Source organism: Niveispirillum sp. FG148, assembly GCF_057809655.1.
Map to the genome: position 1 here is coordinate 14,007 of NZ_JBMDKJ010000024.1, position 14,751 is coordinate 28,757.

A 14,751-nucleotide genomic window follows, 5' to 3' on the forward strand; every position below is an offset into this window, starting at 1 on the left:
GGATGATCCAGATGATCGCCCCACGTTCCCTTACACTTGTTTCGCTTCTGCTGGCCGGAACGGCGCTGCTGTCCGCCTGTGCCCACGGCGATTATGGCACGGTGGATAGCCCCGTCGCTGCCCCGACCGCCTGGAGCCAGGCCGAAGCTGACGCCAGGAACGGCGTATGGCCGGCCGCCGACTGGTGGGGTGGCTTCGGTTCGGCAGAACTGGTAACGCTGCTGGCCGATGCCCGCAGGGCCAATCCCGACCTTGCCGCCTCTGCCGCCCGCCTGCGTCAGGCCGACGCCCGTGCCCGCGCGGCCGGTGCTTCCCTGCTGCCCACGCTGGCGGCGTCTGCCGGTCTCAGCCGGCAGGAAAGCGACCTGTCAGGACCGGGCGGCAAAAGCGGGCGGACCAGCAGCAGCGCCGGACTGTCCGCTTCCTACGAGCTGGATTTCTGGGGCGCGAACCAGGCTGCGGCCGACAGTGCTGCCGCCAGCGCCCTGGGCAGCCGTCTGGATCAGGAGACGGTGGCCCTGACGGTGACCTCCACGGTCGCCAACAGCTATTTTCAGGTGCTGTCCCTGCGGGACCGGATACAGAGTGCGGAAGAAAGTCTGACGCTGGCTGAACGTGTGATGACCATTGTGGATGCGCGGTATCGCAACGGTGCTGCCACGGCGTTGGAAGTGGCGCAGCAGCGCAATACCCTGGTCAGTCAGCGTGCAGCACTGCCCGCTCTGCGTCAGCAGGAACTGGCCGCCATCAACAGCCTGGGCGTGCTGCTGGGTTTGGCACCGGCCGATGTGAAGGTTGCAGCCACCGGGCTGGGCGGTCTGGGCCTGCCGGCGACAGGTGTGGGCGTGCCAGCCGATCTGCTGGAACGCCGTCCTGACCTTAAATCGGCGGCTGTGGCCCTGGTCGGGGCGGGTGCCGACATCGTGTCGGCCCGCGCCGCGCTCTATCCCTCTGCAACCTTGAACCTGTCCGGCAATCTGACGGGCAGCGGCCTTTCCAGTCTGGTGGATGCGCCAAGTGCGGCCGCCAATCTGGCCCTGTCATTGAGCCAGACCCTGTTCGACGGCGGTCGCCGTCAGGCACAGGTGGAGATCGCCGAGGCACGGCGTGTTGAACTGGTCGCCACCTATCGCAAATCCATCCTGACCGCCTTTTCCGACGTGGAGACGGCATTGGCTGCCGCCCGCAATACCGCCCGGCAGCGGGAGTTCCAGGAGGAAGCGGTGCGCCAGTCGCGTGAACTGTTCCGATTGGCCGAAAGCCGCTACCGGGAGGGTGCAACGGACCTGATCACCCTGCTGGACGCCCAGCGTTCGCTGCTGTCGGCGCGTGATCAGCTGACCCAGGTCCGGCTGGCGGAATTGCAGGCTGCCGTTTCGCTGTTCCGGGCGCTGGGAGGTGGCTGGCAGTCATCACCGTCTATACCGGGCTGACCGGTTCTGATGCCATCATCACCCGGTTGCGCCCCGCATGTTTGGCGGCATAGAGGGCGGCATCGGCACGGCGCATCGCACCACCAATGCCGCCTTGATCCAGGTGCAGGGCACTGATCCCGATACTGATGGTCAGGGTCAGGCTGGAGCCGTCCAGATCGAACGCCGCGCCTTCCACGGCCCGGCGCAGTCGTTCGGCCGCGGCGTAGGCTTGCGTTGAATTGGTGTCAGGCAGGATCAGGCCGAATTCTTCTCCGCCCGTGCGGGCGAAGACATCCTGGACCCGGATTTCGTCCGACAGGCGACGGGCGAACATCATCAGCGCGCGGTCGCCGGCCTCGTGTCCCAACCGGTCGTTGATCTGCTTGAAATGGTCAATGTCGATGGCCAGCAGGCTGGCCGGAGAGCCGTTACGCCGAAGTCGACCCAGTTCGCGCTCGGCCAGCGTCAGGAAGCTGCGTCGGTTCAGGACGGCGGTCAACGGGTCGGTATGGGCCAGCAGCGACAATTCACGGTTGGCCTGCCGCAATTCCATCTCGTCGATGACGATGCCGGCAAGGTCGGCCAGGATCGTCCTTTGCAATGGTGCCAGCTGGCGTGGCTGGTGATCGATGATGCACAGCGTGCCCAGCGCATATCCGTCCCGGGTCAGCAGCGGGGCCCCGGCATAGAACCGGACATGGGGGGCATCCGTTACCAGCGGATTGGCGGCAAAACGTGAGTCCTGTGACGCATCCTCCACCACCATGACATCGGTCTGGCGGATGGCATGGTCGCACAGGGCCTGAGAACGCGGGGTCTGCTGCACCAGCACCCCACGGTGCGCCTTGAACCATTGCCGGTTCTCGTCCAGCAGCGTGATCAGGCAGATCGGCGTGCCGAACAGCCGGGAGGTCATTTCGACGATGCGATCGAATTGGGGTTCAGGACCCGTGTCCAGAATCTGAAACCGGTCCAGCGCTTCAAGCCGGCGGCGTTCCTGAACATTGGCGACACCCTGAGCGATTACCGGAGCCGTGTGCATCATTTCCTGCCGGCGGGCGGTTGGCGATAATGGCCAATCATGCCGGGGAATGCTGTGCAGGCAAGGTATCGCCCGGTTTACTATCCGTAATAACGGCGTGGGCACCGGTTCCGGTCAGCGGGCAACCGTAATGGCAGCCAGTTTGGCGTCCAGAACCTTCCGGATATCGGCCGGAGCGGCAACGATCTGCAGGCCGCGGCGTCCCCCATTCATGATCATTTCCGCCAGCGTTGCCGCACTGGCATCGATCAGGGTTGGCAGGCGTCGACGCATGCCCAGCGGGCTGATCCCGCCGATGACATAGCCCGACACTTTCTCCGCCAGCTTCGGGTCGGCCAAGGCCGCCCGTTTACCACCGGCCGCCGCCGCCACGGCCTTCAGGTCCAGACGGGCTGGTGAGGGGATGACGCAACAGACCAGCCCGACCCCCTCCACATCCGTCACCAGCGTCTTGAACAGGATCGACGGGTCGACCCCCAGTGCGGCAGCAGCGGCCATGCCGATGGCATCGGCGTCGGGGTCATAGTCATATTCCAGCAGCCGGTGGTCGACCTTGGCCGCCTTCAGGGCCGTTACAGCCGGCGTCGATTTTGCGGACATCGCAAACGCTTTCAACCATCACAACGCAAGGCGCCATCTTCATCCGGCGGGTGGTGCAGGGTCAATACCGCGGCCTATGTCGGGTCGACACACTTTGATACCAACATCGGCTTTGCCGGGGCCGCGACGCGTGCCATCTTCCCGTATGTTCGCAAATGTAATGATGCCGTCCTGCCAATGCTGCCTGTCGAAAGCCCGCATATCGTTCTGGTCGATGACCACCGCGACATTCGTGAGACGCTGACGCGTTTTCTGGAAAAACACGGAATGCGCGTCACGGCGGCGGAGGACGCTGCCCATGCCCGCCGTCGCCTGAAGGCGGCGGCCCCCGACCTGATCGTGCTGGATGTCATGATGCCCGGCGAGGATGGGCTGAGCCTGTTCCGGCATATCAGGGAGACCATGGACACGCCCGTGATCTTCCTGACGGCCATCGGGGAGGCGACCGACCGCATCGTCGGGTTGGAAATGGGGGCCGATGATTATGTGACCAAGCCGTTCGAGCCGCGGGAACTGCTGGCCCGTATCCGGGCGGTGTTGCGCCGCAGCCATTCGCTGCCCGTGTCCGCCGCCCGCCGGAAATCGGAGGAACGGCGCCTGACCTTTGACGGGTGGCTGCTGGATCTGGGACGTCGGGAACTGACAGCGGCCGATGGTGTGGTGGTGTCGCTGTCCACGGCCGAATTCTCGCTGCTGGAAGCGTTCGTGCGCCACCCCAACATGGTGCTGACGCGTGAACAGCTTCTGGACCTGACAAAGGGTCGGGAGGCAGATGTGTTCGACCGGTCCATCGACAATCAGGTCAGTCGCCTGCGCCGCAAGATCGAACCCGATCCCCGCAATCCCACCTTGATCAAAACCGTCTGGGGCGGCGGCTATTGCCTGGCGGCCGAGGTGCAGGCGGCATGAGGGGGCGGGTCCTGCATTGGCTGCGGCGGCCCCGCACGCTGTTCACCCAGATGGTCGCCTTGCTGGTGGCAGCTGTGCTGATCGCAAAGCTGGGCAGCTGGACCGCTTCGCTGGACGACAAGGCCGCCGCGGTCCGCCGCACGCATGTGGAGGAGATGCTGCCGCGCATCGCGGCCACAAGTCGGGTGATGGCCGGGCTGCCGGCTGAATATCGCGGTGATGTCCTGGCTGCGCTGCGGGCGGTGGAGACGCGGTTTTCCCTGGATGATCATCCGGCCATCCGCCCGGATTACGAACCGACAGACGCACAGACCGTCGCGGCGTTGGCGCGTCTGCGGGAACTGATGGGTCTTCCGGCTGACGCGGTCTATCTGAAGATCTGGAACAAGGCGGAATATGATGATCCGAGCATGTTCCACAATCCATGGGCCGCCATCAATCCCGTGGAAATGGGCATGAAGTTTTCCGTCCGGATGCCGGACGGGCAATGGCTGAACGGCATCAACAAGCGCCTGGTCCAGCCCACGGTCTGGAGCAATACGGCCACCTGGTCGCTGCTCACCTCGGTTCTGATGGTGGCTTTGGCCGCCTTCTACATTTCCCGCCGCATTTCCCGCCCCTTGCGCCATCTTGCCGATGGGGCCGATCGGCTGGGCCGGGGAGAAAGCGTGCCGCCGCTGGATGCCGGCCAGGGCCCGGAGGAGGTGCAGCGCGCCACCCATGCCTTCAACGCCATGGGTGAGCGCATTCGCCGTTTTGTCGATGACCGGACGCGCATCCTGGCTGCCGTCAGCCACGATCTGCGTACGCCGATCACCAATCTGCGCCTGCGGGTGGAATTGCTGGAAGAGGGCGAGGCGAAGGCCCGCATGCTGGAAACGCTGGACGAACTGCGGGCCACGGTGGAAGCGACCCTTTCCTTCACGCGCGAGGAATTGGGGGAGGAGGCTGTCCGCGCCGACCTGACGTCGTTGGTCGAAAGCGTCTGCGATGATTTCATCGATGTCGGCCGTCCCGTCAGTTTTACCCCTGCGGACCGGCTTCCGGTTGTCTGCCGCACGGGCAGCCTGCGCCGTGCCGTCCGCAATCTGGTGGAAAACGCCCTCAATTATGGCGGTGTCGCCCGCGTCGCCATCCGGTCGACAGCGTCGGGGGTGGAGATTACCGTGGCCGATGACGGTCCCGGCATTCCAGAGGCGGATATGGAGCGGGTGTTCGAACCCTTCATGCGGCTTGAAACGTCGCGCAACCGTCGCACCGGCGGGGTGGGGTTGGGCCTTTCCATTGCGCGTTCCGTCGTGCGCGGTCACGGTGGCGATATCAGGCTGGTCAACCGGCCGGGCGCCGGCCTGGACGCGGTGATCATGCTGCCCATCGTCGCCAGCCCGCTGAACGACAATCATACCATCCGGCACGTCGCCTGATCCTTCACGGTCGGAAATTCCGGTCCCAATCGGCCAGCAGGCGACCATAGCCGGCGCTGTAGCGCAAATCACCCAGGACCAGGGCACGGTCCAGCCGTTCGGCACCGGCGCCCGACAAGGGGGCTGCCCGGATGCTGCCGGTCAGATCAACCGCCGGACCGACGGTGCCGAAGGGGATGGTCAGTGTCAGCCCGGCGCGGGTGGCCCGCGTCGTGATGTCCAGATCGGCTGACAGGGTGGCGCCGTGCCCGAACTGCCGGGTCAGGCCGATGCCGCCGCCCCAGTCGCCATCCAGATACCGGCCGCCACGCAGTTCTGACCGGGCTTGCGCATCGGCACTTTCCCAACCGATGGTGCCATGCCCGGTCAGGCGCGCCTGATCGCGGTAGAGCGCATCCCAGTTCAAGGCACGCTTCCAGACGTGATGCAGGGCGACACCGGCCGACCAGCGCGCCAGCACCGGCTGGTATCGCAATTCCCCGCCCACACCGCCGAACTGGCTTTCCAGATGCCCGGCATCCAGCAGCAGGTCCAGGGCGGGGGAGAGAGCGCCGACATAGGCCAGTTGGGCGCGTTCCAGTTCGTAATGGCGGCCGATATAGCGGACCGCGTCCTCCCGACCGGATGTGGGCACCCTTTCTTCTGTCTCAGCGATCCCGGCCGCCTTGCCGATGCGTCCGGCGGCCGTCAGCACCAGTCCGGGCCAGGGCAGCAGGTCCAGCCGGCCCCCGATCGACGTCCGGCGGGGCCATTCCTCCCCATAGGCGGCGGGTTCCAGTTCCAGCCTGGCATCCAGTTGCACCTGCCAATGCCGATCCAGACTGTCCGGGCGGCGGGCCCGTTGGAACTGCGTATGTCGGCGCACCTCTGCCGCACTGCGCCGGCCCTGGCGAAGTCGGGACAGATCTTCGGTCATGATGGTGGCGGCCACACCCGGCAAGCCCAGGGCGTGGGTGGAAACCGTGACGGGCGCGGGCGTTGCGGCGGGCAGGGCCAGGGCCAATTGTCGGGCCGGTGACTGCCAGGGGGTGACCTCGGTCGGATCATGCCGGTCCGGGCGCCGCTCCCGTCCGGGCCAGGGGGTTGTCAGGCGGCTGACATCGAGGCTGAAGCTGAAGCCAGCCGTCACCCCCTGCGCACGGCGCCAGCCGCTGATGAGATTGAGGAAGGGCAGCGGCTGCCAGCCAAGTTCCACCCCCGGCCCGTCGCCATGGCCGATGTCGGCCGACAACCAGCCATCCAGGGTTTGGACGGGCAGTCGCAGCCCCAGGATCGGGCGAAGGCCGCCGGCACCCGGCAGCGCGGCACCCCCCGTCACTTCCAGCCCAAGGATGTCCAGACCCAGCAGCAGGCTGTCCAACGCGTCGTCGCGCGATCCACCAAGTCCGCGGCTGTCAAGGACCAGGGAAGGCCGCCCATTCGCATGCGCCATGATCTCAACGGCGATGTCGGCGACGGTGCCGTCATTGCCCTGACGCACTGCCATGGTCACCGCCCGTGTGGGGCGCAGCCCCATTGTGCCGCGCGGCTGCGGTTCAGCGTCGGTGGTTATGGCCGACAGCCACGCTGTTCCCACCGGCGGCAGAAAGGCTGTCGGCTGTGTCGCTGGCGGCACCTGAGCAGCCGCAGGCAGGGCGATCAACAGCAGGGCGGTGAGAATAAGCCGCATGGGCGGTGACGCATGATCGCTGAAGTCGGATCATTATCAGCCAGCCAGATGCGCCATGGCAACCGTTAAGGGATGATCAAACCTGATGAAGATACATATGGTAGTCTGAATCCGGCACGGTACCGGCAATACTGGCATATTCTGCCTGTTTGATCGCGATGAACGCGCGGTGCAGCGCCTCTCCCAGCGCCTGTTTCAGAAATTCGGACTGCGCGGCCTGCGCCAAGGCCGAACGCCAGTCGGCCGGCATGAGGCCGGCAAAGGGCGTGGCCTGGGTGAATCCCTGGTATTCTGCGGCGGGCCCCGGATCGATCCGATCCCGCAGGCCCCGCTGCATGCCGGCCAGCACGGCGGCGCCGACCAGATAGGGGTTGGCGTCGACCCCGGCGGGCCGGTGTTCCACACGCCGCGCCGTGGCCGGTCCCGCCGGCACGCGCAACGCCACCGACCGGTCATTCACGCCCCAACTGGGCTGCACCGGTGCATAAAGCTTGCTGACATAGCGCCGCCAGGAATTGGCATGGGGGGCGAAGACCAGCATGGCGTCTCCCATGCTGGCGGCCAAACCGCCGATGGCGTGGCGCAGCAGGGCGGCCGGCAGGTCTGTCCCTTCCGTCTCTGCGAACAGGTTGTGGCCTTGCCCGTCATTCAGCGACACATGCAGATGCATGCCGGACCCGGCCAGGCCGGCAAAGGGCTTGGCCATGAAACAGGCGATCATGCCGTGGCGGCGGGCCATGCCCCGCACCAGCCGCTTCAGCATCACCAGATCATCGGCTGCACGCAGCAGGTCGGTGCGGTAATGCAGGGTCAGTTCATACTGGCCCGGTGCATATTCGGAAATCAGGGTTTCCAGGGGTAGTCCCTGGGCCTTGGCTGCCGCGTAGACAGGGCCGAAGAAAGGCTGCATCCCGTCCAGATCATCCAGACCATAGACCTGTGTCTGCCCATGCCGGCGTCCATCCAGTGCCATGGAAGCGGGCCGCGGCCTGCCATCCGGCCCGGGCTGGGCATCCAGGAGATAGAATTCCAGTTCGAAGGCACCGGCCGGGTATCGGCCTTCTGCTGCCAGCCCATCCAACTGCCGGGCAAGAGCGTGGCGCGGGTCGGCCCCGTGCGGACGGCCATCCAGATGATAGAGGCTGACCAGAACCTGGGCCCGTGCGGGGTCGGTGTGGGGAAGGGGAACCAGCGTGCCGGGTATGGGCCATGCGCGCAGGTCGGCATCGCCGACCGACCAGACCAGTCCTGTTTCCTCTACATCCTGTCCCGTGACGTCCAGGCCCAGGATGGAGGACGGAAGGTGACGTCCCTGCTTGTAGAGTCCCTCCAACTCGTGACGGCGGATGATCTTGCCCCGCCCGATGCCATTGGCGTCGGTCAGCACGATGTCGATGGCTTCCACGTCGGGATGCTGGACCAGGAAGCGTTCCGCTTCCTCCCAGGGGGCGATGTGCGGGTTGGTCATGCCGCCACCTTGTCTTGGGCCAGGATGCCGGCCACGTCTGTGAAGGCCGCGATCAGCGCGTCCACCTGGTCGCGGGTGGTGGCGGGACAGACCAGCATCATGTTGTGAAAGGGGGCGATCAGGATGCCGCGGTTCAGCAGTGCCAGATGAATGGCCTGTTCAAGGGCGGCAGCGTGGGCTCCCTCGGCTTCGGTCCCGTTGCGCAGCGGGCCCGGCGCGCAGATGAATTCCACCCGCGCCCCGACGCGGACCACATGCCAGGGCAAGCCCAGTGCAACCAGGCTGGCGGACAGACCGCTGGCCAGATGCCCAGCCAATGATTCCATATGGGCATAGGCCGCCGGCGTCATGACATTTTCCAGGACAGCCCGCATCGCCGCCAGCGCCAGGGCATTGGCGGAAAGCGTTGTTCCCATCCCGGAATGACCGGAGGGTGTCATGGCGCGTACAGCATCAAGCCGCCTTGCCACATCCTCGGTGAAGCCCCAGACGCTGGCGGGCACCCCACCGGCGATGGGCTTTCCCAGCACGAACAGATCTGGTTCCAGCCCATAAGCGCCGGTATAGCCGGCGGGCCCGGTCGAAATCGTGTGTGTCTCGTCGATCAGCAGCAGGGTGCCGGCCTCCCGCGTCAGGCGCCGCACGGTCGCGTGGAATCCGGGATCGGGCAGCACCATGCAGCAGTTCGTCAACACCGGCTCCGTGATGACGCAGGCCACATCCCCGTCGGCAAGCGCCTTTTCCAGCGCAATCGGGTCGTTGAACTCCACCACCCTGGTCTGCGCTGTCAGATCGGTGAATTGTCCCAGCAGTCCGGGACGATTGACCGCTGCGCCATCGGCCAGCCGGACGAAGGTTTCGTCCACAGTGCCGTGATAGCAGCCATTGAAGACCAGAATTTTGGGGCGGCCGGTAACGGCGCGCGCAACCCGGAGCGCAAACCGGTTGGCATCGGTGGCCGTGGTGGCGATCTGCCAGTGTGGCAGGTCGAACCTGTCCTGCAGCAAGGTCCCCACAGCCAACGCATCTTCTGTGGGTAGCATATAGGTCAGGCCAATCCCGGCCTGCTTTTGAATCGCATCACGGACGGGGCCAGGAGAGTGGCCGAACATGGAGCCGGTGTCGCCCAGGCAAAAATCAGCAAGGACATGACCGTCCATGTCCGTCAGCGTCGCTCCCTCGGCACGCGTAACCAGGAGGGGGAATGGCATGGGCCAGTCCCGCATCCAATGCATCGGCACGCCCTGGTAAAATCCCGGCAATCCGTCACCGGCGCGCGCCGCGGAGCGGGGATTATTTCGGGCGAACCGTTCCTGCTCCGTTGCCATCAGATTGTCAATGGCGCAAGCGTCGATACCGCCGATGCTGGCCTTCATTCATCCGGTTCCCATGGCCATTCCTGCCTGCACTGAATGTCAGGGGCGGAAAGGGGTGGCGTCAAGGGCCACCCCGCCAAAAGGCAACCGTTATGGACGATCAGTGCGAGAACCAGACGCCCGTGACGCGATGCAACTTCTCCACATCCTCAATCGTCAGGTCGATCCGGCGACGTGAAAGCGTCATGCCGTAAATCGTGCCCTCATCGTCCTGACGCAGATAGAAGGCCAGCGGCGTGTAGTTGAGGCGGTTGATCACCAGGTCACCGACATTGGCCGGCGTGTCCGGATTGACCAGCAGCGTCGTGCCGATACCCAGCGCCGGTGAATTTGACAGGTCATTCACCGTCACGGCATAGGCGCCAGCGATGCCCCGCAGCTGCGGCGGCCGCGAAATGCCGCTGCGCGCCGTCGCGCCCAGTCCGTCCCGGGCCAGGTCACGCCCGTCGAACAGTGGCAGTTCGGAATCGGCCTTGCTTTCGCTCAGCATGCTGCGCAGCGGGCTGGCGGGGGACAGCATCTCCGTGGGGCCGACGCCGAAAATCTTGGCCAACCGAATGACATGATCCGGCCGGAAGGGGCGAACGCCATTTTCCAGCTTGGATATCTCGCTTTTGGACAGGCCGGCCGACGTGGCAAGCGCCGCCAAGCTCATGCCCCGTGACGTGCGCATCATGCGCAGATGGACACCGTCATGATGTTGCACTTGTTGATGTCTCCCCTGACAGACTATGGAGGAAACATACATTGTTAACGGTTCCCGGAAAGGTCGCAGGACTAGTCCAAACGGATAGGTCGCTTTTTAGGAAAGTTGTTCGTTAAAGCGCGCAGCGCCTTCTTCTCATTTTTCGGAGCGTCTCCCCCCTGGAATGCTGAGCAGATTGCGGTGAGGCTTGTTCCAGATGATATAGTGGAGAGAGAAAGGGAGCAGGAGGGCGGTCCGGACATTGTGCGGTCCGGCTATATGGGGGATTTTGCACATTTAGATGGGCTAATCCGCGCCTTGTCGTGCGCCCTGTCCCGTGCCACCTTCCCTGTCAATCAGTTTAGGGAGGATCAGGTGGTCGAGAAGCTGTATCACTTCATTGGTGGCGCACGGGTTGAGGGCAAGTCCGGCCGTTTCGCGCCGGTCTTCACGCCCATGACCGGTGAAATTTCCGCCGAGGTTCCGTTGGCCAGCGCGGTGGAACTGGCCGAAGCCGTCGCCAACGCCAAGGCCGCGCAGCCCGCCTGGGCCGCGACCAATCCGCAGAAGCGCGCCCGCGTGCTGATGAAGTTCCTGGAGCTGCTGGCCCGCGATTTTGAGAAGATCGCGCTGAAGCTGGCCTTGGAACATGGCAAGACCCTGCCCGACGCGCGCGGCGACATTCAGCGTGGTCTGGAAGTTGTGGAATTCGCCATTGGCATCCCGCACCTTCTGAAGGGAGAGTACACAGAGGGCGCCGGGCCCGGCATCGATATGTATTCGATGCGTCAGCCGCTGGGCGTTGTCGCCGGCATTACGCCGTTCAACTTCCCGGCCATGATCCCGATGTGGAAATTCGCCCCGGCCATCGCCTGCGGCAATGCCTTCATCCTGAAGCCGTCGGAGCGTGACCCGTCGGTGCCGCTGATGCTGGCCGAGTTGATGTACGAGGCGGGCCTGCCCAAGGGCATCCTGAATGTCGTCAATGGCGACAAGGAAGTCGTGGATGCCATTCTGGACCATCCCGACATCAAGGCCATCGGCTTCGTCGGGTCCACGCCCATCGGGGAGTACATCTATACCCGCGGTACGGCCAACGGTAAGCGCGTGCAGGCCTTTGGTGGTGCCAAGAACCATGCGTTGATCATGCCCGATGCTGATCTGGACATGGTGGCCGACGCCCTGATCGGCGCCGGCTACGGTTCGGCGGGCGAACGCTGCATGGCCATTTCGGTGGCGGTGCCGGTGGGCGAGCAGACGGCTAACGCCCTGGTTGAACGTCTGGCCCCTCGCGTCCGGGCCCTGAAGGTCGGCCCGTCGACTGACGAAAAGGCGGATTTCGGTCCGGTCATCACCCGCCAGCACCTGGAAAAGGTGAAGGGTTACGTGGATATCGGCGTGCAGGAAGGGGCCGAACTGGTTGTCGATGGCCGCGAGATCAGCCTGCAGGGCTATGAAGGCGGCTATTACGTGGGAGGCGTCCTGTTCGACCGCGTCACGCCCGACATGCGCATCTACAAGGAAGAGATTTTCGGGCCCGTCCTGTCGATCGTGCGCGCGCCGGACTATGAAACGGCGCTGTCGCTGCCGACCAATCACGAATATGGCAACGGCGTCGCCATCTTCACCCGCGATGGCGACACGGCCCGTGATTTTGCGGCGCGAGTGGATGTCGGCATGGTCGGCATCAATGTGCCGATCCCGGTGCCGCTGGCCTATTACACCTTTGGCGGCTGGAAGCGGTCGGGCTTCGGTGACCTGAACCAGCATGGTCCGGACAGCATCCGCTTCTACACCAAGACCAAGACGGTGACGGAGCGTTGGCCGTCCGGCATCCGGTCCGGTGCCAGCTTCGTCATCCCGACGATGGGCTGATCTCCCGCCGATCGGGCGGCTGTCATTGCCGGACCCACCGGCGATGGCAGCCGCCTGTTTGGTATCCATGGCTTTCAAAAAGGCAGGAGCCATCCACGATGGATTTCGACCTGACCGAAGACCAACGCGCCATTCAGGATATGGCCCGCGGATTCGCAGCAGAACACATGGCGCCGTTCGCTGCTGAATGGGACGAACAGCATATTTTCCCGGTCGATACCCTGCGCAGGGCTGCCGAACTGGGCCTTGCCGGTATCTATTGCGGGGAAACCCATGGCGGTACCGGACTGGGCCGTCTGGATGCCAGCATCCTGTTTGAGGAATTGTCGGCGGCGTGCCCTTCCACCGCCGCCTATCTGTCCATCCACAATATGGCTGCCTGGATGATCGACACCTATGGTGACGAGGACCAGAAGGCCCGTTTCCTGCCCGACCTGTTCAGCATGGCGAAATTCGCCAGCTATTGCCTGACGGAACCCGGTGCGGGGTCTGACGCCGCATCCTTGCGCACACGGGCGGAGCGTGATGGTGACCATTATGTGCTGAACGGAACCAAAGCCTTCATCTCCGGCGGCGGGATGTCCGACATCTATGTCGTCATGGTCCGTACCGGTGGTCCGGGGCCAAGGGGGATTTCCTGCCTTGTCGTGGAAAAGGGCACACCCGGCCTTTCCTTCGGCAAGCAGGAAAAGAAGATGGGCTGGAACAGCCAGCCCACGGCGCAGGTGATTTTTGAGGATTGCCGCGTCCCCGTCGCCAACCGCCTGGGCGCGGAAGGGGACGGGTTCAAGATCGCCATGAAAGGGCTGGATGGCGGACGGCTGAACATCGCCTCCTGCTCTCTGGGGGGGGCGCGGGCGTGTCTGGAGGCGGCGCGGTCGCACCTGGAGGTGCGGCAGCAGTTCGGCAAGAAGCTGAATGAATTCCAGGCCTTGCAGTTCAAGTTCGCGGACATGGCGACAGAGCTGGAGGCGGCCCGTCTGATGGTCCATCGCGGGGCGGCCAAACTGGACGCCAAGGACGCCGACGCGACGCTTTACTGCGCCATGGCCAAGCGCTTCGCGACGGACGCGGGATTCAAGGTCGCCAATGATGCGCTACAGCTTCATGGCGGCTATGGTTATATCCGCGAATATCCGGTGGAGCGCATCCTGCGCGATCTGCGTGTCCACCAGATCCTGGAAGGCACCAACGAGATTATGCGCGTGATCATTGCCCGCCGGCTGCTGGGGGCCTGACCTGAGCGTCGAGAGGAGACCGGCCCCATGCCCTATGTCAATCTGCAGATTACCAAAGGTGCGACCCGCGAACAGAAGGAACGCATCGTTCGCGAGTTCACGGCCACGCTGGTGGCGGTGCTGGGCAAGAAGCCCGAACATACGCACATCGTCATCCAGGAAATCGCAGATGAGGATTGGGGCTTCGCTGGTATGCTGACGGATGATTATCGCCGCATGTCGCAAGGCTGAGGCGCCGCTGAAAAGCACAGGAAGAGGGACATGACCGAGAGCTACGAGAACATCCTGGTGGAAACCAAGGGCAAGGTCGGCATCATCCGCCTGAACCGGCCCAAGGCGCTGAATGCCCTGTCCGACGGTCTGGTGACCGATCTGGAAAAGGCCCTGAACCTGTTCGAAGATGATAATTCCATCCATGTCATCATCGTCACCGGCTCTGAACGGGCCTTTGCCGCGGGCGCCGATATCAAGGAGATGGCGAAGTTCACGTATCAGGACACGTACCTGAACGATTTCATCACCAAGAAGTGGGGCCGTCTGGGCACCTGCCGCAAGCCGACCATCGCTGCGGTTGCCGGCTTCGCGCTGGGTGGCGGGTGCGAACTGGCGATGTCGGCCGATTTCATCATTGCCGCCGACACTGCCAAGTTCGGTCAGCCGGAAATCACCATCGGCACCATCCCCGGCGCCGGCGGTACTCAACGCCTGACCCGCGCCATCGGCAAGGCCAAGGCCATGGAACTGTGCCTGACCGGCCGGATGATGGATGCGGCCGAGGCGGAACGGTCGGGTCTGGTGGCCCGGGTTGTGCCGGCGGCCGACCTGATGGATGAAGCCATCAAGACGGCGGAGAAGATTGCGTCCATGTCGCGACCGGTGACCATGATGGTCAAGGAAAGCGTCAATCGCGCCTTTGAAAGCAGCCTGGCCGAGGGCCTGCTGTTCGAACGCCGCGTCTTCCACGCCACCTTCGCCCTGGATGATCAGAAGGAAGGCATGGACGCGTTCGTCAACAAGCGCACGGCCACCTTCACCGACCGCTGAAATGAG

At 64.4% G+C, this 14,751-nt stretch carries 13 protein-coding genes; 7 read left to right on the forward strand and 6 right to left on the reverse strand.

Features of this window, described 5'->3' with window-relative positions:
• Nucleotides 1-11 precede the first annotated feature (11 nt).
• On the forward strand, nt 12-1,433 hold the full coding sequence (locus ACODTW_RS20885) for an efflux transporter outer membrane subunit (RefSeq protein WP_488948014.1): 1,422 nt from the start codon (nt 12-14) through the stop codon (nt 1,431-1,433).
• Here ACODTW_RS20885 and ACODTW_RS20890 read toward each other — a convergent pair.
• Together ACODTW_RS20890 and ybaK are read right to left on the reverse strand one after the other, a co-directional pair.
• Nucleotides 1,420-2,460, reverse strand: a complete 1,041-nt coding sequence (locus ACODTW_RS20890; RefSeq protein ID WP_488948015.1) for a GGDEF domain-containing protein — start codon at nt 2,458-2,460, stop codon at nt 1,420-1,422. The two genes, ACODTW_RS20885 and ACODTW_RS20890, sit on opposite strands and share 14 nt — an antisense overlap.
• 111 nt (nt 2,461-2,571) lie before the next feature.
• On the reverse strand, nt 2,572-3,057 hold the full coding sequence (gene ybaK, locus ACODTW_RS20895) for a Cys-tRNA(Pro) deacylase (protein ID WP_488948016.1): 486 nt from the start codon (nt 3,055-3,057) through the stop codon (nt 2,572-2,574).
• A gap of 177 nt (nt 3,058-3,234) precedes the next feature.
• Between ybaK and ACODTW_RS20900 the strand changes: the two genes are divergently transcribed.
• Both ACODTW_RS20900 and ACODTW_RS20905 read left to right on the forward strand, forming a co-directional pair.
• Nucleotides 3,235-3,966 (forward strand): response regulator, encoded by a 732-nt coding sequence (locus ACODTW_RS20900; protein ID WP_488948017.1) that lies wholly within the window; start codon nt 3,235-3,237, stop codon nt 3,964-3,966.
• Nucleotides 3,963-5,390 carry a sensor histidine kinase gene (locus ACODTW_RS20905; protein WP_488948018.1) on the forward strand — a complete coding sequence of 476 codons (1,428 nt, stop codon included), beginning with the start codon at nt 3,963-3,965 and terminating at the stop codon, nt 5,388-5,390. The genes ACODTW_RS20900 and ACODTW_RS20905 overlap by 4 nt, the downstream gene beginning before the upstream one ends.
• 4 nt (nt 5,391-5,394) lie before the next feature.
• Here ACODTW_RS20905 and ACODTW_RS20910 read toward each other — a convergent pair whose 3' ends face one another.
• The 4 genes from ACODTW_RS20910 to ACODTW_RS20925 form a co-directional block, all read right to left on the reverse strand.
• On the reverse strand, nt 5,395-7,059 hold the full coding sequence (locus ACODTW_RS20910; protein ID WP_488948019.1) for a YjbH domain-containing protein: 1,665 nt from the start codon (nt 7,057-7,059) through the stop codon (nt 5,395-5,397).
• Between the two features lie 76 nt (nt 7,060-7,135).
• On the reverse strand, nt 7,136-8,527 hold the full coding sequence (locus ACODTW_RS20915) for a glutamine synthetase family protein (RefSeq protein WP_488948020.1): 1,392 nt from the start codon (nt 8,525-8,527) through the stop codon (nt 7,136-7,138).
• Nucleotides 8,524-9,903 (reverse strand): aspartate aminotransferase family protein, encoded by a 1,380-nt coding sequence (locus tag ACODTW_RS20920; protein WP_488948021.1) that lies wholly within the window; start codon nt 9,901-9,903, stop codon nt 8,524-8,526. Before ACODTW_RS20920 ends, ACODTW_RS20915 begins: the two co-directional genes overlap by 4 nt.
• 100 nt (nt 9,904-10,003) lie before the next feature.
• Nucleotides 10,004-10,609, reverse strand: a complete 606-nt coding sequence (locus ACODTW_RS20925; RefSeq protein WP_488948022.1) for a helix-turn-helix domain-containing protein — start codon at nt 10,607-10,609, stop codon at nt 10,004-10,006.
• Between the two features lie 354 nt (nt 10,610-10,963).
• On the opposite strand from ACODTW_RS20925, the gene ACODTW_RS20930 reads away from it, so the two are divergent.
• From ACODTW_RS20930 to ACODTW_RS20945, 4 genes are all read left to right on the forward strand, one after another.
• The gene (locus ACODTW_RS20930; protein WP_488948023.1) at nt 10,964-12,463 is read left to right on the forward strand and encodes a CoA-acylating methylmalonate-semialdehyde dehydrogenase; all 1,500 of its coding nucleotides are present in this window, start codon (nt 10,964-10,966) and stop codon (nt 12,461-12,463) included.
• 98 nt (nt 12,464-12,561) lie between these two features.
• Nucleotides 12,562-13,701 (forward strand): isobutyryl-CoA dehydrogenase, encoded by a 1,140-nt coding sequence (locus tag ACODTW_RS20935; protein WP_488948024.1) that lies wholly within the window; start codon nt 12,562-12,564, stop codon nt 13,699-13,701.
• A 27-nt stretch (nt 13,702-13,728) separates the two neighbouring features.
• A complete protein-coding gene (locus ACODTW_RS20940) occupies nt 13,729-13,932 on the forward strand; it encodes a tautomerase family protein (protein WP_488948025.1) in 204 nt (67 codons plus the stop codon).
• A 30-nt stretch (nt 13,933-13,962) separates the two neighbouring features.
• Nucleotides 13,963-14,745 carry an enoyl-CoA hydratase gene (locus ACODTW_RS20945; RefSeq protein ID WP_488948026.1) on the forward strand — a complete coding sequence of 261 codons (783 nt, stop codon included), beginning with the start codon at nt 13,963-13,965 and terminating at the stop codon, nt 14,743-14,745.
• Nucleotides 14,746-14,751 lie beyond the last annotated feature (6 nt).

Excerpts from the sequence above, each read along its gene's own strand:
- ACODTW_RS20890 (WP_488948015.1), bottom strand. The coding sequence starts at position 2,460 with ATGATGCACACGGCTCCGGTAATCGCTCAGGGTGTCGCCAATGTTCAG.
- ACODTW_RS20910 (WP_488948019.1), bottom strand. The coding sequence starts at position 7,059 with ATGCGGCTTATTCTCACCGCCCTGCTGTTGATCGCCCTGCCTGCGGCT.
- ACODTW_RS20915 (WP_488948020.1), bottom strand. The coding sequence starts at position 8,527 with ATGACCAACCCGCACATCGCCCCCTGGGAGGAAGCGGAACGCTTCCTG.
- ACODTW_RS20885 (WP_488948014.1), top strand. The coding sequence starts at position 12 with ATGATCGCCCCACGTTCCCTTACACTTGTTTCGCTTCTGCTGGCCGGA.
- ybaK (WP_488948016.1), bottom strand. The coding sequence starts at position 3,057 with ATGTCCGCAAAATCGACGCCGGCTGTAACGGCCCTGAAGGCGGCCAAG.
- ACODTW_RS20900 (WP_488948017.1), top strand. The coding sequence starts at position 3,235 with ATGCTGCCTGTCGAAAGCCCGCATATCGTTCTGGTCGATGACCACCGC.
- ACODTW_RS20920 (WP_488948021.1), bottom strand. The coding sequence starts at position 9,903 with ATGAAGGCCAGCATCGGCGGTATCGACGCTTGCGCCATTGACAATCTG.
- ACODTW_RS20905 (WP_488948018.1), top strand. The coding sequence starts at position 3,963 with ATGAGGGGGCGGGTCCTGCATTGGCTGCGGCGGCCCCGCACGCTGTTC.
- ACODTW_RS20935 (WP_488948024.1), top strand. The coding sequence starts at position 12,562 with ATGGATTTCGACCTGACCGAAGACCAACGCGCCATTCAGGATATGGCC.
- ACODTW_RS20945 (WP_488948026.1), top strand. The coding sequence starts at position 13,963 with ATGACCGAGAGCTACGAGAACATCCTGGTGGAAACCAAGGGCAAGGTC.
- ACODTW_RS20940 (WP_488948025.1), top strand. The coding sequence starts at position 13,729 with ATGCCCTATGTCAATCTGCAGATTACCAAAGGTGCGACCCGCGAACAG.